Genomic DNA, 19,553 nt, shown 5'->3' with positions numbered 1-19,553 from the left:
ATGAATAGATTCTTCTTAATAAATGGCTTCCCAGCCTGCAGGAGTGACGAACAGGCGAATCGCCTTGATTTTGCGGTCGTCCATCAGGGTGAAGTAGTGGCGATAGTTTGGTGGTACGGAGATCAGATCACCAGGTTCCAGTTCGACGTCGAAGTAGCGATCATCTTTGCCTTTGATGGCGAAAATGCCGTGACCATCGACGCAGAAGCGGCACTCATCGTCGGTGTGGTGATGCTCCCCTTTGAATTTCACCAGCAGCTCGTCGAGATTAGGTGTTTTGTCAGAGAGGACGATAATGTCCGCTGTCAAGTAACCGCGACGTTGGCTGATCGCATCGATTTCCGGCTTGAAGGTGTCGAGAATCTCTTGTTTTTCCTCGTCTGTCGGGCTGTAATTATCACGGTGCTTTGGATCAAGGCGATCCACGCCCCATTTTTCGTAAATGATCTCTTGGGTGTCTAGGAAGGAGACAACTTCCTCGGGTGCTGAGATGTACTCATTGTTGTCGTGAAAACGAATTTGTGCCATCGTTTATTCCTCCTTAATTGGTGGTTGTAGTGGACACGACTGCTTGGCGCAATTGCAGCCAGCGGGCGTGATACTCGAATAGGAATTCAAAAGCTTCCAGGTGGCGCTTGGCTTCGAAGTCATTGCCGCCCCACGTGTAGATACCGTGGTTACGAATGAGTACGCCAGGAACTTCTGGTGTGATCACTTTTTCTATTTCGGCAGCTAAGGTCGGAATATCGGCAAAGTTCTCAACAATCGGAACAGTGATGCGCGCGTTTTCCTCCCAGATTCCGAGTCCCTTGATCAGCTCTTGACCTTGAATAGAGAAAGCGCGTTGTCCAAAGTACAGCTCAGAAATGAGGTTGTTCCACACAGTGTGGACGTGGAAGCAAGCCCCCGCCTTCGGGTACGATTTGTAGACGACGGCGTGGATGAGGGTTTCTGCGGAAGGTTTGAGCGCAGTTTCATCCACTGGACGCGAGTCTTGATCCACGACCAGATAATCTTCAGGGGATAGCTTGGTTTTGTCTTTGCCGCTTGCCGTAACGGCAAATTGTAAGGGATTGTTTTGTATTTTTATCGAGAGATTGCCGCTGGTGCCGGGAAACCAGTCCCGACGGGCAAATGTCAGCTTGGCGTCATCCAGACGGCGAAAGGCATCCAGACGTTGTTCGAGTGTTGCGGTCATGAATTAGACAACCTCCTGTTGGACTTGCTGTAAAATGCGAATCACGTCGTGGAATGTGGCAAACTTGCTATGCGGCAATTGCAGCTCTTCCGCCTTTTCAGCGAGGAAGGAACGGGCAATCACATAGTCAGCGATTTTGGCCCCAGCCAAATCAGTGATGGAGTCGCCGATGACGATACGGAAATGGGTTGCAGGATCGTAACGGCGGATGATTGTCGTCTTGCACATGCCGCAGCCGTTCGTACAATGCTCATCGCAAGCGTTTGGCCACGTAATGGTGATCCGTTCTCCGCTGAAATCACTGCCGTTGCAGTAGATCGGAACATCGGTGAGATCAAAAGGTGCCAGAATGGGCTCCAGGAAAAAGTCGATGCCGCCACTTGTGATCAACAGCTCAATGCCTTCTTCGCGGCAATAGCTCACAAATTCAGAAAAACCAGGGCGAATGGTCGCTTCATGGACAATGAAATCGATAATGTCCTGGCGCAAGGAAGAAGGCAAGAGTTGAAACAGCTTGCCGACCCCTTCCTGAACGCTTATTTTTTGCGAAAGGATCTGCTCCGTCAATGCTTCCCACTCAGGGGGAGCAAACTTGCGGACAATCGCTACAATATTGTCTTTTTCGGTAATCGTTCCGTCGAAATCGCAGAACAGGACGAGCTTCTTGCTCATCGTGCGCCACCCCACTTTTCCAGGGCGATCGCCAGTTCCTGTGACGTCGTAGCGGCTTCTTCCAATGTTCGCCCTGCGGTGACCGCTTCAATCGCGGCAACGAATGCTTTTGCTCCTGCGGTTGCTCCACTGGGATGACCGTGGATTCCGCCTCCTGCATTGACGATTTGATCCAGACCGAAGTCTTTAAAAAGCTGTGGAACCAGCCCCGGATGAATGCCTGCAGACGGAACCGGGAAGGAACGGCGTACCCCATTCAGTGGGTCGGTCAAATGCTTGGCGAGCTGCAACGCTTCTGTCTTATCCAGGGCGACATTGCCATATGGTGATGGGAAGAGTACCAAATCTGCCCCAGCTACACGCATCAACGTTCCGAGCAGAAGCGGGGTGGCGATGCCGTAGTCAGGTGACGGATAGTAAGCACCTGCCAATGCTGGATGAGCCATAATCGGTACGTGTACGTCAGGATCGGCTGCCAAACGGTGCAGGGCATCGAAGCCAAAGGCCAGCACGTTGAACAAGAGGCAGTCAGCACCCGCATCTACTGCACGTTTCGCTTTTTCGTTCAGTTCATGTACAGGACCAGTCAGGTTGGCTGCGTAGAGGACGGGCTTGCCTGTTTCGGCTTCTGTCTCTTGGGCGATTTGTTTGAACGCTTTGATCCGTTCGATAAAAGGAGCGCGGTCATCTGCAAAGAAGATTTCGTCATCTTTCACGAGATCGACTCCGCCCAAGGCTTGTGCCCGGAATTGCGTCTTCAGGTCATCAAAAGGAAGGCCCAGGCAAGATTTGAAAATGCTCATCAAGAGCGGACGGTCATGTGCCCCTAAACGTTCGCGCAGACCATCAATGCCGAACTTCGGTCCAGGGAAAGTCTGCAGGAATGAATCAGGGAAAGCGATGTCGATTAGCTTGATTTTTCCATCCATCGACAGTTTGCCGAATATTCCGGTCAACAAGGATGGAATGTCTGCTGTAAAATTGCGGGTCGGATAGCTGACGGTTATCAGACCGCGTATTTCTCCGTTTTCCAGTGTCGCAAGCGGTGTCGCGCTCACGGCTTCTCCGAGATACGGCGCTAACTCAGCTTGTTTGGCAAGCGGCAGGTCCGTCCAGGAACCGACTGTCATACCGACAGCGATGGCTTGCGCTTTCTTGTTCAAGTCTTTTGCTTGTGTTAGATAGGTGACGAGGATACGTTGTTCACTCATGGTACGTCTAATCCTCCTTGAAATAATGAAAAAAGCCTCCCCTTTGAGCGGGGAGGCGGTTGTCGACTATGAAAGCGTCTCGTCTCCTCTCATCTCTCGGGTCAGTAGCCGAGACGAGTCAAAGATGCTCTACCTCGACTCTTATCCGTTGGAATTAGCACCGTTTCGCTATCCATGGTACGCATTATCATCGTACGATTCATGGTATAGCGCCGGTTGCCGGGCATCATAGGGCCAGTCCCTCAGCCAGCTCGCGATAAGAGTTATTCGTTTCCCCCATGATATGACGTTCATTGTCAGGAGTCAATCCTTGTTTTTGCGGGGAATGTGCAGCAGGATATCAGAAAAATGAGACCAAGGTGAAACTTTTTGGCAATTCCTTCGTGGTAAGGGATGAAAGGGTGTGAACGGCTTGGGAAAGTAGGTCTGGAGGATGTGTACCGGCTGCATATAAACGATATTTACCGCTATCTTTTCCGGCTAACACGTGATGAGAGGCTCGCAGAGGATCTGACACAGGAAACTTTTTGTCGCGCCTTCTCTTCCTTGGACGACTACCATGGAGAAAAAGTACGGCCCTGGCTGTTCAAGGTGGCCTATCACGCTTTCGTGGACGGTTATCGCAAGAAGAGGAAACAACGATTTGCGTTTGTGGAAGCTCTGCCAGAGCGACGTGATGATGCTGCGGTTGATCCGGCAGAGCATGTTGTGAACAACGAGCTGTGGGAAGTGGCCTATGACTTATTGGCCAGACTTCCGGAAAAGCAGAGACAGGTCATATTGCTGTCTGCCATGCAATTTTCCTACGCGGAAATGGCAGAAGTGCTCGGGATTGAGTTGGCAGACGTGAAGCGTTCCTTGTTTCGGGGACGACAAAAGATGCGGCAAATGTGGAGGGAGGAAAGCCAGTGATGAACAAGGATGAGAACAAACGCGATCAAAGGCTGCTTGCTTATTTGCGTGGGGAAATGGCGGAAGAAGATTCGAAACAATTTGAGGAGGAAATAGCTGCTGACGAGGAATACGCACAGCGGTTGGAGAGGCTTTTGTTGGGGGAAGAGAAGGGGGAGAACATCGCGGAACCAATACAGCCTGAAATGCTGTCGGCTGAAAAACAGCGCGCTATTGTTCGTCGGGGAAAATGGAAAAGTCGGTTGTCCAACGCGGGATTCACCATAGGGCTTCCCTTTTTTGCCGGAGTCTTGTTGTTGTTTTTGAATGGCTGGGTCGGATCACTGATGCATGAAGATATTTTCCGTGTCGCGAAGGCGATGGTTAATTTTACGCAGCCAGGTGTTAGTGTCGGCGGTAGTGGCTCACAGGTGGGGTTATTCTACGGCAATATCAGCATGGAGTTGCGTGAAAGAGTTGGAGCGGAAGAAAAGAACGCTGGCCGATTTGAAAGTACGAATGTGCTGTGGAACATAAATGCTTGGCCGCAATGGCCGAATGGGGTTAGGGAACAGAAGCTATATTTCCGTTATCCGACAGAGGGGGCAAGGGAGGATACGATGTCTCGCACTTCACCTGCCTGGACGACAATGGAGAAGCTGCCAGAGGGAACCGTTTCGCAGCTTGCGATATCTTTTGACCACTTCCTGACGTACGAGGAGTACTATGAATTGGTTTCACGGCATGTTACCTCTTCGGGACAAGATACGGTTTGGTTTGCCGTAGACACAGGGGTCGAGAGCAAAGAGAATGAAGAGGGACAAGCGATGTTAGGCCCTGGAGAAGTATGGGGGTTTGCAGAACGGGAACTGAATTATGGTGGTTCTATTCTTGTAAACGGGGAAGGGGATAGGCGGATGGCGACTTATCTGAACGAAATGAAGTACTTGTCTGAGCAAGATGGTTTGACTCGCGATATCGGTAGAACCTTGTTGTTTCGTAGCGACCCACAAATAACAGAACGATACAACTACATGCAGCAAAACGGAGTGCGCATCTACGGCGCCGTCCTGACCGGACCAACGAAAGAACTGCTGAAGCTCAAGGCCGAAAAGTCGATAACTGCAGCGCTTTTAGGCAAGGTAGACTGGTGGAATTGGGAGCGGCCAGCGGCATCGGGAACACATTACACTTACTAATCGCAAGGTGCGAATTTTTGCACAAAAGGGTGTTGACATCGTGGAAGCGTTGGTTGTATGATTCAAACTAAATCAAAAACCGAATACGTTTTGGATACCTTATCCAGAGAAGGTGGAGGGACTGGCCCGATGATACCCGGCAACCGACATGACGCCATTCAGACGCGAGCAGCGACTGATTGACAGGCGACATGCACGGTGCTAATTCCTGCAGAAACAAAAGTGGTCTGGAAGATAAGGGGGACATCAACACGGTTTTTTACACGTGACGACACGACCTCTTTTCTTCGGGAAAAGAGGTCTTTTTTTGCTCTCTGGACACAAACAAAACTAGTTGAGATAGAGGAAAAATACGTAGAGGGGAGTTTTGTAATTATGACATATCGTGCATTGACTGAGCAGGAAGCAGTAGAGTACGTAAAAGGAATACCGGGCCTTTTTAGCGATGGAGCAGAGCTTATCAGCCGCGAAATCGGGGATGGCAATCTCAATCTGGTTTTTGACATTCAGGAGCCAACTACCGGTAAGAGCGTCATTGTCAAGCAAGCACTGCCTTTTGCCCGCGTAGTGGGAGAATCCTGGCCGTTGACGATTGATCGAGCTCGCATCGAGAGCGAGGCACTCCGCATTCAGCACAAATACGTTCCAGACCTGGTGCCACAGGTGTATCATTTCGATGGGGAACTCGCGTTGACAGTCATGGAAAACGTCGGGGACCACATCATCATGCGCAAAGGTCTGATCGAAGGGAAGCGGTACCCGCTATTCGCGAAGCAGATTGGGCGTTTTCTCGCGCAAACCTTGTTCTTTACTTCTGACTTAGGCGCGCATCCGTACGATAAAAAATCGCTAGTCGGAACATTCATAAATCCAGAATTATGCAAAATAACGGAAGATCTCGTCTTTACCGATCCGTATGAAAATGCGCCAACCAACGACTTCAACCCGTTGATTCGCCGGGAAGTCGAGGCGATCTGGAACAACAGGCCGCTGAAGCTGGAAATCGCCAAGCTGAAATACGATTTCCTCACACGCTCAGAAGCGCTGTTGCATGGTGATTTGCATACCGGAAGTATTTTCATCACGGAAAACAGCTTTAAAGCAATCGATCCGGAGTTCGCTTACTACGGCCCAATCGGTTTTGATATCGGGGCGGTTATTGCCAATCTGCTACTCAACTACGCAGGACAGCACGGTTTGCAAAAAGATCAAGGAGAACGGGAAGCGTACCGCGAATATTTACTGGAAACGGTCGAGGATGTCTGGAATGAGTTCGTTTCGCAATTCGTTCAGCTCTGGCACAAGCACGCCAAAGAGCGCAGCGCCCATGTCGAAGGACTGTGGCAAAGCTACGTGAAGCGCTTGATTCAAGATACAGCAGGCTATGCCGGATGCAAAATCTTGCGCCGTGTCATCGGCTTGGCAGGCGTAGCAGACCTGAATGCCATTGAAGACGACAAGGTCCGCGCAGAAGCAGAGCGTTTAGCTCTCTCGATTGGAGAAGCGCTGATTCTCGGTCGTGGCGGTATAGACGAATCGACAGATATTACGGACATTGTACGCACTGTGACCGAACGCTACTATCAGGAGGCAACGACAGTATGACAACCAGCACCCAATTGGCACCTGTTAAGTGGGAGAATGATGCACTGGTCTTGCTTGACCAGACGCGTCTGCCAGTAGAAACGATTTATTTGAACTTGACCACCTCCGAGCAAGTATGGGGTTCCATCCGTCGCTTAGAAGTACGTGGCGCACCAGCGATTGGAATGGCGGCGGCTTACGGGCTCTATCTGGGCGTTCGTGGCAGTGAAGCGAGTAACTATGACGAGTTTTGGCAGGAACTGAACCAGCAGGCAGACTACCTGGGGTCTTCCCGTCCGACAGCCGTGAATCTGTTCTGGGCGTTGGATCGCACCAAGGCTCGTGTTGCGAAAGAAAGCGGAGCGTCGATTGCCGAGTTGAAGGCGGCAGTGCTCGATGAAGCACTGGCGATTCAAAAGGAAGACGCTGAAGTATGCCGGACCATCGGAGAGCATCTGCTCACTCTGTTGCATGACGGTATGGGAATTCTCACGCACTGTAATCCAGGGGCATTGGCTACAGCTGCATACGGTACTGCTACTGCTCCGTTTTATTTGGCAAAGGAACGCGGCTGGAATCTGAAAGTATATGCAGATGAAACTCGTCCTGTCCTGCAAGGCGCCCGTCTTACTGCTTTCGAATTGCAGCAAGCAGGAATTGATGTGACGCTCATCTGCGACAACATGGCGGCGATGGTCATGTCCCAAGGGAAAGTAGAGGCTGTCATCGTGGGTACAGACCGCGTAGCAGCAAATGGGGATGTCGCCAACAAAATCGGAACGTATGGAGTAGCGGTATTAGCAAAAGCTCACGGCATTCCTTTTTACGTGGCAGCTCCCTTGTCCTCTGTCGATCTGGAGACACCGACAGGCGCAGATATTCCGATTGAAGAGCGTCCAGCGGAAGAAATTACGCATGGCTTGGGCAAACAGGTCGCTCCAGACGATATCAAGGTGTACAATCCTGCGTTCGATGTAACGCCTGCGAAGTACATTACAGCTATCGTCACGGAGACAGGCATTTTCAAGCCGGAGGAGATCGGCAATAGCAAAAAATAAAAGAACTTTTTATAAGCGTTCGCCCGGTTGTTGCTGGCGGGCGCTTTGCTCGTTTTGGCGTTTTCTAGTAAAATATCCAAGAAAAGGGGAGATTCGTATGCAAACGATACAACGGATAGCAATTAATGAAGATACGCACTTGAAACAGTTGGAATTAGCCGATGCTGAGGAGTTATTTTTGCTTACGGATTCGAACCGGGAGTATCTTATGGAATGGCTGCCGTGGCTGAATTACACGAAGAAAGAAGAGGATTCGCGCCACTTTATCCAAGCGACGATCAATCAGTACAACGATAATCGCGGCATCAACTACGGTATTTGGTACCAGGGTCGCTTGGCAGGAACGATCGGCGTACATACGGTGGACTGGATCAACAAAAAAACATCCATTGGCTATTGGCTGGGTGCGCAATTTCAAGGCAAGGGCCTGATGACAGAAGCAGTGGCAACCTATCTGGATGTACTGATCTTCGGGTCATGGGATTTGGAAAAAGTAACGATTCAGGCTGCTACGGACAATGACAAAAGCAGATCGATTCCGGAACGATTAGGGTTTCAACTAGAAGGGATACTGCGACGAAATGAATTCCTTTACGATCATTACGTAGATCATGCCACTTACAGCCTGTTAAAAGAAGAATGGCTAGACTGGAAGACCGATAAAAAATAGTAGAACGAACTGTATGCTTAGATTGACAATGAAAATTCTGTAAATTACGATGGTGAGGACAGATCAAAAAGGGCTGCGCGTGATTCGCAGGCCCTTTTTTTAGTCCGGCTGTTAGGATAAATAGAGGTGATTTACATGCAGACACTTCGGCAATTATCTTGGTTTTTCCGTGCCTATTGGAAACGGTACGTCATAGGGATCTCTGTGCTGTTTATCATTGATGTCCTTATGCTTTGGCCGCCGAAATTAATCGGGGACACAGTGGATTCGATTCGCAACAGTTCCCTGACGGACGCTGACTTGACGCAAACTGTGGTCATCTTGCTCGTATTGGGTGTTAGCTTGTATGGATTGCGGTATCTCTGGAGGTACTTGTTAAATGGGGGAGCCTTGATACTGGAGAGGACGTTGCGCGAGCGACTGTTTGCCCATTTGACGAGAATGACCCCGTCGTTTTTTCATCGCAAACGCAGTGGGGATCTGATGGCCGTCGCTACCAACGACATTCCTGCCATTGAACAAACGGCTAGTACAGGGGTGCTTACGCTTGTCGATGCGCTGTTCATGACCTTGTTAACGCTGTGCGTCATGGTGACCGCAATTGATTGGAAGCTGACGCTGGCTGCATTGATCCCAATGCCGTTTTTGGCTTGGTCAACAGCGTACTATGGAAGGTTGCTACATGAGCGTTTTTACTTGGCGCAGGAAGCTTTCGGAGAGATGAATGACCATGTTCAACAATCTGTATCGGGCGTACGGGTATTGAGAGCATTTGTTCAGGAAAAGGCCGATATCGAGTCATATCGCCGGGTCAGTGAAAAAACGTTGGAGCGAAATGTGAGTGTATCGCGGATCGACGCCCTGTTCGAGCCGACGATCGCGATTATTATTGGCTTCAGCTTTTTGATCGGGCTGGGCTATGGGACGTATTTGGTATTCACCAGCGCCATCTCCTTAGGCGATTTGGTTGCGTTCAATTTATACTTGGGACTTTTAATTTGGCCGATGTTCGCCTTTGGTTGGCTGGTCAATGTGTTGCAGCGTGGTGGCGCTTCCCACAAGCGTTTTACAGAGCTAATGGTGGAGCAACCAGATGTGACGGAGGCGGAGAATCCGATCACGAGCCAAATAGCCAATACAGTAGAAGCCCGTCATTTTTCTTTTACGTATCCGGGCACTGACAAGCCGGCCCTCACCGAGATCTCGTTTCGCTTGGGCGAAGGGGAGACGCTTGGGATTGTCGGGCGGACGGGGAGCGGCAAGTCGACGCTTTGCCGTGCCTTCTTGCATCAATATCAGATGAAGGAGCAAGCTCTGTTTATCGGGGGCATCCCGATCGAAGGACTCGCCTTCGATACGCTGCGAGAAAAAATCGGCTATGTGCCTCAGGAGCATTTGCTGTTCTCACGGACGATTGCGGAAAATGTTGCATTCGGGAAACCACAGGCGACGACCGAGGAAGTGATGCATGCGTTGGAGCTTGCGGAGATGAAGAGAGATCTGGCGCAATTCAGAGATGGATTGCAAACCATGGTTGGAGAGAAGGGGGTCACCCTCTCCGGGGGGCAAAAACAGCGCATTTCCATTGCACGTGCTCTTTTGATGGATGCGGGTATCCTGATTCTCGACGATTCTTTATCGGCTGTGGACGCGCGGACAGAGGAGAGCATCCTCCGTCATCTGCGACAGGAGCGCGCGGATAAAACGACGATTATTACCGCTCATCGTCTATCTGCCGTCCAACACGCTCAACTGATTCTCGTGCTGGATGAGGGGCAGATTGTCGAGCGAGGGACACATGACGAGCTGATGCAGCACAACGGCTGGTATGCAGAGCAGTACCGTCGTCAGCAAATGGAACAGGATGTGGCTGGTTGAGAGAGGGGGAGAGCGTTTCATGAGCAAAGAAAATATATGGGGGCGTTTGACCGAGTACGCCAGACCATTTCAAAAGCAAATACTGGGGGCGCTGTTCCTGCTCTTGCTGGGAACGAGCGCAGAGCTGGCAGGTCCTTTTTTAGCCAAAGTCATGATTGATAATCACATCCTGGCGATCCAGAAGCCTTGGTATCAACTGGACGAAGTGCCACCACAAGCAGCGGGGCAAGTCGCCTCACTGAACGGTACGAACTATATTCGTGAGGATGTCGCAACAAAGACGGGTCTTGCTTTGGACAGCATCAACCAAAAAGAAGTAACCGTGCTGACAGAAGGCACGACCTATTACTTAGTTTCTGGCAAGGTGAATCCAAACACGAAGAAGCAAATCACCCCGATTGCGCCAGAAAACGGCAGGGAGCGCTTCGAGATAACAACGAGGAATCAATCAGGACAAAGCACGACCTCTACAGGCATTCGGCTGACCGCAGAGGAAGTCAAGGCGATGTATCAGGGGGATGTCCTGCCCATTGTCTGGCTGTCCGTAGGTTATGGAGCACTGATCTTGCTCTCAGCTGGTTTCAACTACGTCCAGATTTTGTGGCTGCAAAAGATCGCCCAGCGCATCATTCAGCAAATGCGGATGAAGCTGTTTATCCATTTGCAAAAGCTCCCGGTTGCCTTTTTTGACAAAACGCCAGTAGGTGCGCTTGTCTCCCGGGTGAGCAATGATACAGAAGCTATCCGTGAGTTGTATGTAAGTGTGCTCGCTACATTTGTACAGAACGGTCTTTATTTGATTGGAATCTTGATTGCGCTCTACATTTTGCAGCCTGAGCTCGCTCTCTTCTGCTTTTTGACGGTGCCAGTGCTTGTACTGTTAGTCTACGTGTATCAAAAGTACAGTTCTCGCTACTATGCGGTAATTCGCGCGAAGCTCGGTGATATGAACACAACGATCAATGAAATGATCCAGAACATGACGATCGTACAGGCTTTTCGTCGGGAGAAAGGTGTACAAAAGGAGTTTGCTGATGTAGGCGAAGACTACTTCAAGGTGCGGATGAAAGAAATCAATCTGGAATCCTTGCTTTTGCGCCCAGCAGTAGATTTGATCTGGAAAATTTCCTTGACCCTGATCGTCTGGTATTACGGCTCGACTTCCTTCCACAGCGCGATTTCCTTCGGTGCGCTTTTTGCTTTTGTCGATTACATGGGGCGTTTTTTCGAACCGATCAACATGATCATGAATCGGTTGTCGCAAATGCAGCAGGCGACCATTTCGGCGGGACGTGTCTTCGAAATTATGGATGAGACGCCGGAGAAGCAAGAAGCCGGTACACAAATCGAGCGTCCGCGTGGAGAGGTTGTCTTTGATAACGTATCTTTTGCTTATCAGGGTGACGATTACGTCTTGAAAAACGTCTCCTTTACGGCGCAGCCTGGTCAGACGATTGCGCTGGTAGGGCACACTGGATCGGGAAAAAGCTCTTTGATGAATTTGCTGCTCGGTTTCTATCCGGTGACAAAAGGGAGCATTTTGATCGACGGGCAAGATATGAGACAGATTGATACGCACTCATTGCGCAGTCATGTCGGACTCGTTTTGCAGGACCCGTTCTTGTTTACGGGAAGCATTGGATTCAATATTCGTATGTACAATGATAAGGTTACGGATGAAGAAGTGAAGCGGGCTGCCAAAGCAGTACGTGCTGACGAATTCATTTCCAAGCTGCCTGGCGGTTATGATGAACCAGTCGTCGAGCGAGGCATGACGCTATCCGCAGGCCAACGCCAATTGATCTCTTTTGCACGGGCACTGGCTGCTGATCCCGCGATGCTGATCTTGGACGAAGCTACGGCAAGCATTGACAGTGAAACAGAGCTAGCTATTCAAGAAGCGTTGCATGTACTATCAAAAGGTAGGACAACATTCATCATTGCGCACCGGTTGTCGACGATTCAGCACGCTGACCAAATTCTCGTTTTGTCCCGTGGAGAAATCATGGAGCGAGGTACACATGATGAACTCATGGCGCAAAATGGTCTATATCAAAAAATGTATCAGCTTCAGCAGGGAAGTGCTTCATTAGAGAGTGCTTAGTAGGGAGCTAGGAAGGAGAAACAACACCATGTCACAGACGCGCTACACCTTTTGGGTGTTGATTTTGGTTGTCGGGATTGCGGGGTTAAGTCAAGGCTTGACGATCCCGATGCTGACGGTTTTATTGGAAAAACAAGGTGTTTCATCCGTGATGAACGGACTCAACGCCGCTGCTTTGTATATTGGGATGGTCATGGTCAATCCATTTTTGGAAATCCCACTTCGGCGCATTGGATACCGGGCCACGATTTTGTGGGGGTTGCTGTTGGTGACGATCGCAACAGCGCTCATCCCGATGTTCAACCATTTAGTGATCTGGTTCTTTTTACGTTTATTAATGGGTGTGGGCGATAGCGGTTTACATTACGCCAGTCAAATGTGGGTGACCAAGATCGCAGCTCCCCAGAATCGGGGACGCGATCTTTCCATTTACGGGCTGGCCTATGGAGTGGGCTTTAGTATTGGTCCACTGGGCTTAAGCGTGTTGCATTTGGGGATTTGGGTACCGTTTGGCGCTTTGCTCGTTTTGTATCTGGTTGCCTTTTTGCTATTATCCCGTATCAAAAATGAGTTCCCCGAACAGATCGAACAAACGGAAAAGAAGCAGAACAAATATGCATTTGTTTTGCGACTTGCCTGGCTGGCGCTGATTCCTTCGTTTTTGTTCGGATTCATGGAGACGTCGCTCAACGGCAGTTTTCCCGTTTATGCCTTACGTACTGGCTTGTCCGTTGAATGGGTTTCCTTGATCCTTCCGTCGTTTGTCGTGGGCAGTATTATCTTGCAGATGCCGCTGGGGGCATTGAGTGACCGTATAGGACGCAAGCAGGTCATGCTCGTGTGTGCTCTCGTAGGGGGATTGGCCTTCTTCCTGTTCCCGTTTGCAGGTGAAAACATATGGCTGATGATGCTGTTGTTGGCCATAGCAGGTGCAGCTGTCGGTTCCTTTTACTCACTGGGCTTGGCTTTTTCGGCAGATATTTTACCTGCCTCGATGGTTCCTACCGCAGGAATTATTGCCGGCGTCAATTTTGGCGTCGCCAGCATTTTGGCTCCGAATATGAATGGCCTGCTGATGGACGTGTGGGAGCCGTGGACGATCTTTTGGCTGATGGGATCGCTGCTCATTGTTTTTGCGGCAGCTTGCCTGTTTTTCAAACAAAAAGCAAGCCAAGAACAGACGTATTCGATGCCGTTGCAAAAACAGGGGTAAAGACAACGATGTGCAAGCTTCGCCAAGCTTTTGGCGAGGCTTTTATTTTTTTTACCCAAAAAAGCATAAACGGGCATCAAGGAGGGAAGCGTATGAATAGTAAGTAGAACTGCATGATTGGAAGGGGTTACCCGATGCTGACACCATGCATTTTCAGAAGAGGCATTGCCTGGATCTTATTTTTCGTGCTCAGTCTGGTAATCATTCCGTTTTTCTCTGATGACGGCCAGGCTCCTACACCGTCTGCACCTGCACCTGCGACTACAAATGCAACTTCTCAGCCATAACTTTACACTTTAACTTTGTTTCTCAAAAAAAGACACGCCACTGACGAAGGCGTGTCTTTTTGCTGTAGGGTTAGCGGGTGATAAAATTTTGCGTGAAATAAGGGCGGCCATCTTTCATCACGATACCGACACCGAGTTGCTTGAATGTTGGATTGAGCAAGTTTTGACGATGACCTGCGGAGTTCATCCAGCTCATATGGGCTTCGATCCCGTCTAGTTGTCCGTAAGCAATATTTTCACCAGCAGAGCTGTAGCGAATGCCAGCTTGCTTCAAACGATCAAACGGACTTCCCGTAGATGGGGAGGTATGGTTGAAAAAGTTATACTGGGCCATGTCTTGGCTGTGTGCTCTGGCCACTGCTGCAACTTGTTCATCCCAAGTGATAACAGGCAGCTTGGCACGTTGTCTTGCTACGTTGAGCAAGTCCAAATTTTGTTTCTCGTATGCGAGCGCTACTTGTTTCAGCTGTGCGTCTGTCAGTTTCGGCAGTTCAGGTAATTTCGTATAGGAAATGGGATACATCAAGCCAATCGCAATCGTGGCAAAATGCTCAGGAGTAGAGATGCGCACTCCTGCGACCTTATTTCCACCCAGCTGATCGATAGAGAAGGTAATCGCCTGATTGTTTTGTACATAGGTCGGATGAGTAAGCGTATTTTTTTGAATACGCAAGCTTGGGATGATCGTCAGCGTGTTTTGCGGTGCACCCCAGCTGTTTTGTAGATCTTTTGTGGTAGAGCCAATCGTGATGCCCCCCATATTCAGCTTGGCTCCATTGGTAAACAACGACACGACTTTGCCGTTTTGCATGCCGACTTGAATGTAGTTATTTAAATCTTGATTGTAAATCCACCATTCCACGCCCGTATGACTAGGATCAATGCGGACAGGCTTGCCTAATGTTTGTTCTACCTGTGCTGTGCTCATTCCTAGCTGAAGGTTATAGACGTCATTCGTTTTAACGGCTGCTGTTTGAGGGACAGCGGATGCAGCTGAAACAGGAAGGACAGGGGCAAGGTGGCCGAGCAGAGCCAGCGAAAGGCTCAGGGCGAGGATGCTGGTTACTTTCTGTTTACGCATGTATCTTCCTCCTCGGTTGGATAGGATCTGCCTTGTTGGTAATGGTATCGGCAGGAAGCATCTACAAAAATAGGGACCAAGGAAGCAAAAATAAAACCCCCGCTATAGAGCGGAGGTTATGGTCGACGATCCCGGATGACGTATGTTTTGGCAATCAGATCATGCCAGCCTTGCTTTCTTGGGTGCCATGCGACCCATAAATATCCCAGTCCGAACACGAGTGAAGCGACGAATTTGCCGATGATTTCACGTAAAAATACCTGTCCGCCAGACAAACTGCCTCGCGCCTGTCTGGCACTGACGACACGGATGCCAGTAATCAGTTTTCCCAAGGTTTGTCCGGTCCACCAGGTCAGCAAGATCATATAGAGGAGATCAAACAACACCTCTACCAAATCGATGAAGTGAAAAGAGGCGTAAGGAACGGCAAAAAAACGTCGTAACGGATTGAAAATGAGGTAGCTAATGCCGATCAAAAACAACGAATCGAGGATCGACGCCACCACACGAATCCAGAAGCCAGCATACAAATGTTGGGGATGAGCTTCTGAATAGGGGTCAAGGGAATTGGGATCATGTGCTTTTTCTTCGTCGGAAAGCTGGTTCATGATAAGCCACTCCTTTTTCGTTTTAACAAGCTAAGGCATGAACTGATACAGTAGGCGAGGTGAGCTTTGGCGGTCCCATATTCGATTGAGACCAAGCGGATCAGGATTCGACCAGTACTGCTTCATGCTGAATAACAGCTTGCTGATGGAGAGCTGGTCTGCATAGCGTATGACCATGGCGTCCTTTTCACCAGACAAAGAGAGAGCGTAGCGTGTCGCTTCCTCCAAATCCCCGAATTCATCGATGAGCCCCAGTCGTTTTGCTTGCTCACCGGAATAGACACGGCCGTCAGCGATTTCCAGTACGCGTTGGCGAGAGAGATTACGCCCTTTGACGATGACATCGACGAAATTGTTGTAGCTTTCGTTGACAAGTGATTGGAAAATTTGCCGCTCTGGGTCCGTCAGTGGCCGGGCCGGACTGCCGATATCCTTGAAGCGTCCGCTTTTGATCGCGTATTGATGCACACCCAGCTTGTCCGCAGCTTCACTATAGTTAAACAGATTGAAAATCACGCCGAGGCTTCCGGTCAGTGTGTTGGGATTGGCAAAAATCGCATCGCCTGTTGTGGCCAAGTAATAGCCGCCAGAGGCTGCTGTGGAGCCCATGCTGACGACGACGGGAAGCTTGCGGACCTGCTTGAGTCGTAGCAAGCGTTTGTGCAGTTCATCGGTAGCGACGACTTCTCCACCTGGACTATCAATGCGAAGGACCACGGCTTTCACCATCTCATCCTCTTCAATTCGGCGTAGCTGTTCAGTCAATAGCTCCGTCATCGAAGCCAGCCCAGTGTTATTTTGTTGCCCCGAAATAACGCCGTTCACAAACAGCTGCACAATTTTGTTGTTGCCATAGCCCGATACCAAATTTTCTTCCCAAGCGAATCCAGGATGGTCGACGAGCTCCGTGTAAGTCCCGTAAATACCCTCCACCAAAAGTCCTAATAGAAAAACGACCAGTACGATTACGAGAGCGACCCATTTTTTTCGATGCATGAAAACCACCTCACACTTAGCATGAGCCGTCGAGGGCATAGTTACGCATGGGACGAGCACTGGAAAAAATGGGATGGACGGGATCGTCTACGAGGACGAGTAAATTCATGCAATTTTTAGACTATTGCGGTAAAATGGAATGACAAGAACGATAACCAAGCTTGTTTTATCGCAATAGGGGGACAGACAAATGATTATACAGGTGTCGAATTTGACGAAGAACTACGGCGATCTGAAAGTGTTGAAGGGTATTACGACTCAGGTAGCAGAAAAGGAAGTAGTCTGTGTCATTGGTCCGTCAGGCTCGGGTAAGAGCACGTTTTTGCGTTGCTTGAATCAGCTGGAGGAAATGAGTAGCGGAAAGATTGTCATCAACGGACATGATTTGTCAGACCCCAAGACCGATATTAATAAAGTCAGAGAAGAGGTAGGGATGGTCTTTCAACGCTTTAATCTTTTTCCGCATAAAACGGTACTGGAAAACGTCATGCTGGCCCCTGTAAAAGTAAAGAAAATCTCTCAGGAGGAAGCGCGCAAGCAAGGCTTGGCTCTTTTGCAGAAGGTAGGGCTGCAGGATAAAGCCGATGTGTATCCCGAGCGGCTGTCTGGTGGGCAGATGCAACGAGTGGCAATCGCAAGGGCGCTCGCCATGAATCCAAAGGTTATGCTGTTTGACGAGCCGACTTCCGCGTTAGACCCGGAGCTTGTAGGAGAGGTGCTTGCCGTCATCAAAAATTTAGCCAAAGAAGGCATGACAATGGTGGTCGTGACCCACGAAATGAATTTTGCCAAGGAAGTGGGAGACCGAATCATATTTATGGATCAAGGGATCATTATGGCAGAAGGCCATCCCAGTGAGGTTTTTGGAAATAACAGTAATGATCGTTTGCGTACGTTCTTGGGCAAGGTATTGGCGTAAAAAAGGCACCAGTTGCTTCGTTTTGTTTCATGAAAAACGAGGCACTGGTGCTATATTATTTTGCTGCATCCAACAATTGGCTGACTGTGACAAACCGATAGCCCTGCGACCGCAAATCCGTGATGAGCTCCCTGAGCGCAGCGACTGTTTGCGCTTGATTAAGTCCCCCATCATGAAACAGAATGATATCCCCGGAGGAGACATTGCTCTTGACACTTTTGGCAATGACGTTAGCCGTGCGTGCCAAAGACCAATCACGAGGATCAACGGACCAGTGAATGATGTCGTAGCCACTGGATTGCACGGCATTCATGACATCATGTGACAGGATGCCGTACGGTGGACGGTAGTATTGCGCCAAAATGCCGGTCGTCTTCAAAATGGAACGCTCTGCATGCTTGATTTCTTCGTACACTTCATGCTCGGTCAGTTTGTTTAGATCAAAATGGTGGTAGCCGTGATTGCCGATTTCATGCCCAGCCTTGTAAATCCACTGCATGACCTTTGGATGCTTGTCCACCTGTGAGCCGAGGACAAAAAACGTAGCGCGAACGTTGTACTGATGCAGCACCTCAAGAATTTTAGGTGTATAGACAGCATCCGGTCCATCATCAAAAGTGAGGGCGACGACCTTTTTCTCTGTGTCGATTCTGTGGATCGGCTCATACGAAGGCAGTGTTTGCTGGGCAAAAGCAGGTAGGGTGCCGTAGCCAAGAAGGCAGGCGAAAAGCAAGGCGTACCGTATGCATTTGCGCATGGACAATCGCCTCCTTCTTCTGGTATGTGATTAGGTTACCTCCTGCCAGGGAAAACATGCTACCAAAAGAAAACAGCGGTCAGAGTGGGTAGCGGTTATGTTAAAATGAAAGAACCGTACATAGGAGAGGAGAGAGTTTGGTGGAACTCCGCGGTATTTTGCAAGGACTAACGCACGAGTATCATGGAGGGGACAAGCCGGTAGACTACTATTTGAATATCGGTGAGGATCGCCTTCCGCTTAATGAATGGCTGGGTAGTGAATTGACGATTTCGTTTTTAGGCGAAAAAAATTGTATTGCCTGTGGCCGCAAAACAAATAAGACGTTTAACAGCGGGTATTGCTATCCCTGTTTTACCAAGCTGCCGGAAAATGACTTGTGCATCGTCAAGCCGCATGAATGTCATTTTGACTTAGGGACTTGCCGGGACGAGAGCTTCGGCGAGAGATATTGCATGATTCCTCATTTTGTCTATCTGGCAGTGTCGAGTGATATTAAGGTAGGATTGACTCGCAAGCATAATGAATTGAGACGTTGGGTGGATCAAGGCGCGATTCGCGCGATTCCAATTGCGGAGGTTCCCACTCGTCGGATGGCTGGGGAGCTCGAATTCCACTTGAGTCAGTTTTTGCCGGACAAGACCAATTGGCGAAAAATGCTCAAGGGCGATGTGAAGGAAATAGACTTGCTCGCCATGCGTGATGAAGTGTACGGTCATTTCCCAGAACAGTTTAAAGCATTCCAATATCGCGAGGACGAATGGGTCGATATTGCCTATCCGATCTTGGAGTCACTGGATAAAATTAATTCCAAGACGCTTGATAAAGAAGAACAGCTCGGCGGCCGTTTGATCGGTGTGAAAGCACAGTATTTGATTTTTGACAATGGTGTGTTCCAGACGAGAAAGCACGCCGGTTACCAAGTGGAGATCAAAGCAAAACCATCTGCATAATGCCGTGCAAACTCCTCACACTAGGAAAAGTGAAGGAGGATGGGGCAGATGGATGAGCACATTGAATATACCATGCCTTTGACCGGGACAATGGCTGAGGCAGTGGAAGATCAGGATGCCAAGCAACTAGGGGTGCCCTTTTCGCCGCTTTCGCAAATGTGGCAGGTAAACCCTGACATGAAGACGAATGAAAAAGAACATGCAAAGAGCGGGCGCACCGAATAACGGATTCCACAATGGAAGCTTACGTATGAACGACAGCCAGAAGAGAGGG

20 protein-coding genes and 2 riboswitches are annotated in these 19,553 nt (G+C 49.6%); of the genes, 12 read left to right on the top strand and 8 right to left on the bottom strand.

Annotation, left to right across the window (positions count from 1 at the left end; all coding sequences use genetic code 11):
• Positions 1 to 15: 15 nt before the first annotated feature.
• From ACFYU8_RS19455 to ACFYU8_RS19440, 4 genes are read right to left on the bottom strand one after another with little or no spacing between them, the layout of a single operon-like run.
• A complete protein-coding gene (locus tag ACFYU8_RS19455; RefSeq protein WP_017251464.1) occupies positions 16 to 528 on the bottom strand; it encodes a 1,2-dihydroxy-3-keto-5-methylthiopentene dioxygenase in 513 nt (170 codons plus the stop codon).
• Between the two features lie 13 nt (positions 529 to 541).
• Positions 542 to 1,198: a methylthioribulose 1-phosphate dehydratase gene (locus tag ACFYU8_RS19450; protein ID WP_390302335.1), complete on the bottom strand. Its 657-nt coding sequence runs from the start codon at positions 1,196 to 1,198 to the stop codon at positions 542 to 544.
• Positions 1,199 to 1,201: 3 nt separating this feature from the next.
• Positions 1,202 to 1,870, bottom strand: coding sequence for a 2-hydroxy-3-keto-5-methylthiopentenyl-1-phosphate phosphatase (locus ACFYU8_RS19445; RefSeq protein ID WP_390302332.1), 669 nt, complete (start codon positions 1,868 to 1,870; stop codon positions 1,202 to 1,204).
• On the bottom strand, positions 1,867 to 3,081 hold the full coding sequence (locus ACFYU8_RS19440) for a 2,3-diketo-5-methylthiopentyl-1-phosphate enolase (RefSeq protein ID WP_390302329.1): 1,215 nt from the start codon (positions 3,079 to 3,081) through the stop codon (positions 1,867 to 1,869). The genes ACFYU8_RS19445 and ACFYU8_RS19440 overlap by 4 nt, the downstream gene beginning before the upstream one ends.
• 86 nt (positions 3,082 to 3,167) lie before the next feature.
• A riboswitch (SAM riboswitch) is annotated at positions 3,168 to 3,344 on the bottom strand.
• A 130-nt stretch (positions 3,345 to 3,474) separates the two neighbouring features.
• Here ACFYU8_RS19440 and ACFYU8_RS19435 point away from each other — a divergent pair.
• From ACFYU8_RS19435 to ACFYU8_RS19395, 9 genes are all read left to right on the top strand, one after another.
• A complete protein-coding gene (locus ACFYU8_RS19435) occupies positions 3,475 to 3,993 on the top strand; it encodes a sigma-70 family RNA polymerase sigma factor (protein WP_390302326.1) in 519 nt (172 codons plus the stop codon).
• Positions 3,993 to 5,171, top strand: coding sequence for an anti-sigma factor (locus ACFYU8_RS19430; RefSeq protein WP_390302323.1), 1,179 nt, complete (start codon positions 3,993 to 3,995; stop codon positions 5,169 to 5,171). The genes ACFYU8_RS19435 and ACFYU8_RS19430 overlap by 1 nt, the downstream gene beginning before the upstream one ends.
• A 96-nt stretch (positions 5,172 to 5,267) precedes the next feature.
• Positions 5,268 to 5,412, top strand: a riboswitch (SAM riboswitch).
• A gap of 134 nt (positions 5,413 to 5,546) precedes the next feature.
• Entirely contained in the window at positions 5,547 to 6,776 is a 1,230-nt protein-coding gene (gene mtnK, locus ACFYU8_RS19425) for an S-methyl-5-thioribose kinase (protein ID WP_390302320.1), read from the top strand.
• The gene (mtnA, locus tag ACFYU8_RS19420; RefSeq protein ID WP_390302317.1) at positions 6,773 to 7,813 is read left to right on the top strand and encodes an S-methyl-5-thioribose-1-phosphate isomerase; all 1,041 of its coding nucleotides are present in this window, start codon (positions 6,773 to 6,775) and stop codon (positions 7,811 to 7,813) included. Before mtnK ends, mtnA begins: the two co-directional genes overlap by 4 nt.
• Before the next feature lie 97 nt (positions 7,814 to 7,910).
• Positions 7,911 to 8,483 carry a GNAT family N-acetyltransferase gene (locus ACFYU8_RS19415; protein ID WP_390302314.1) on the top strand — a complete coding sequence of 191 codons (573 nt, stop codon included), beginning with the start codon at positions 7,911 to 7,913 and terminating at the stop codon, positions 8,481 to 8,483.
• Between the two features lie 135 nt (positions 8,484 to 8,618).
• A complete protein-coding gene (locus ACFYU8_RS19410; RefSeq protein ID WP_390302311.1) occupies positions 8,619 to 10,361 on the top strand; it encodes an ABC transporter ATP-binding protein in 1,743 nt (580 codons plus the stop codon).
• Between the two features lie 19 nt (positions 10,362 to 10,380).
• The gene (locus ACFYU8_RS19405; protein ID WP_390302308.1) at positions 10,381 to 12,465 is read left to right on the top strand and encodes an ABC transporter ATP-binding protein; all 2,085 of its coding nucleotides are present in this window, start codon (positions 10,381 to 10,383) and stop codon (positions 12,463 to 12,465) included.
• 28 nt (positions 12,466 to 12,493) lie between these two features.
• A complete protein-coding gene (locus tag ACFYU8_RS19400) occupies positions 12,494 to 13,678 on the top strand; it encodes an MFS transporter (protein ID WP_390302305.1) in 1,185 nt (394 codons plus the stop codon).
• Between the two features lie 134 nt (positions 13,679 to 13,812).
• On the top strand, positions 13,813 to 13,965 hold the full coding sequence (locus ACFYU8_RS19395; RefSeq protein ID WP_017251452.1) for a hypothetical protein: 153 nt from the start codon (positions 13,813 to 13,815) through the stop codon (positions 13,963 to 13,965).
• A 70-nt stretch (positions 13,966 to 14,035) separates the two neighbouring features.
• On the opposite strand, the gene ACFYU8_RS19390 is transcribed toward ACFYU8_RS19395, so the two are convergent.
• The 3 genes from ACFYU8_RS19390 to sppA all read right to left on the bottom strand — a co-directional run bounded on the left by ACFYU8_RS19390 (position 14,036) and on the right by sppA (position 16,650).
• The gene (locus ACFYU8_RS19390; RefSeq protein WP_390302300.1) at positions 14,036 to 15,046 is read right to left on the bottom strand and encodes a CAP domain-containing protein; all 1,011 of its coding nucleotides are present in this window, start codon (positions 15,044 to 15,046) and stop codon (positions 14,036 to 14,038) included.
• A 116-nt stretch (positions 15,047 to 15,162) separates the two neighbouring features.
• A complete protein-coding gene (locus ACFYU8_RS19385) occupies positions 15,163 to 15,654 on the bottom strand; it encodes an RDD family protein (protein ID WP_390302297.1) in 492 nt (163 codons plus the stop codon).
• A 30-nt stretch (positions 15,655 to 15,684) separates the two neighbouring features.
• Complete coding sequence (sppA, locus tag ACFYU8_RS19380; RefSeq protein WP_390302294.1) at positions 15,685 to 16,650, bottom strand: signal peptide peptidase SppA; 966 nt, start codon at positions 16,648 to 16,650, stop codon at positions 15,685 to 15,687.
• Positions 16,651 to 16,840: 190 nt separating this feature from the next.
• On the opposite strand from sppA, the gene ACFYU8_RS19375 reads away from it, so the two are divergent.
• On the top strand, positions 16,841 to 17,569 hold the full coding sequence (locus tag ACFYU8_RS19375) for an amino acid ABC transporter ATP-binding protein (RefSeq protein WP_390302291.1): 729 nt from the start codon (positions 16,841 to 16,843) through the stop codon (positions 17,567 to 17,569).
• A gap of 55 nt (positions 17,570 to 17,624) precedes the next feature.
• Here the strand turns inward: ACFYU8_RS19375 and ACFYU8_RS19370 are convergent, their stop codons facing one another.
• On the bottom strand, positions 17,625 to 18,326 hold the full coding sequence (locus ACFYU8_RS19370; protein WP_390302288.1) for a polysaccharide deacetylase family protein: 702 nt from the start codon (positions 18,324 to 18,326) through the stop codon (positions 17,625 to 17,627).
• 140 nt (positions 18,327 to 18,466) lie between these two features.
• On the opposite strand from ACFYU8_RS19370, the gene ACFYU8_RS19365 reads away from it, so the two are divergent.
• Entirely contained in the window at positions 18,467 to 19,279 is an 813-nt protein-coding gene (locus tag ACFYU8_RS19365) for a DUF2797 domain-containing protein (protein WP_106839144.1), read from the top strand.
• 48 nt (positions 19,280 to 19,327) lie between these two features.
• Positions 19,328 to 19,504, top strand: coding sequence for a hypothetical protein (locus ACFYU8_RS19360; protein ID WP_390302285.1), 177 nt, complete (start codon positions 19,328 to 19,330; stop codon positions 19,502 to 19,504).
• Positions 19,505 to 19,553 lie beyond the last annotated feature (49 nt).

It is taken from the genome of Brevibacillus sp. NPDC003359 (assembly GCF_042878995.1).
Lineage (GTDB): Bacteria > Bacillota > Bacilli > Brevibacillales > Brevibacillaceae > Brevibacillus.
Note: the sequence above shows the minus strand (reverse complement) of the source record. Positions and strands in the feature narration are given on the sequence as shown.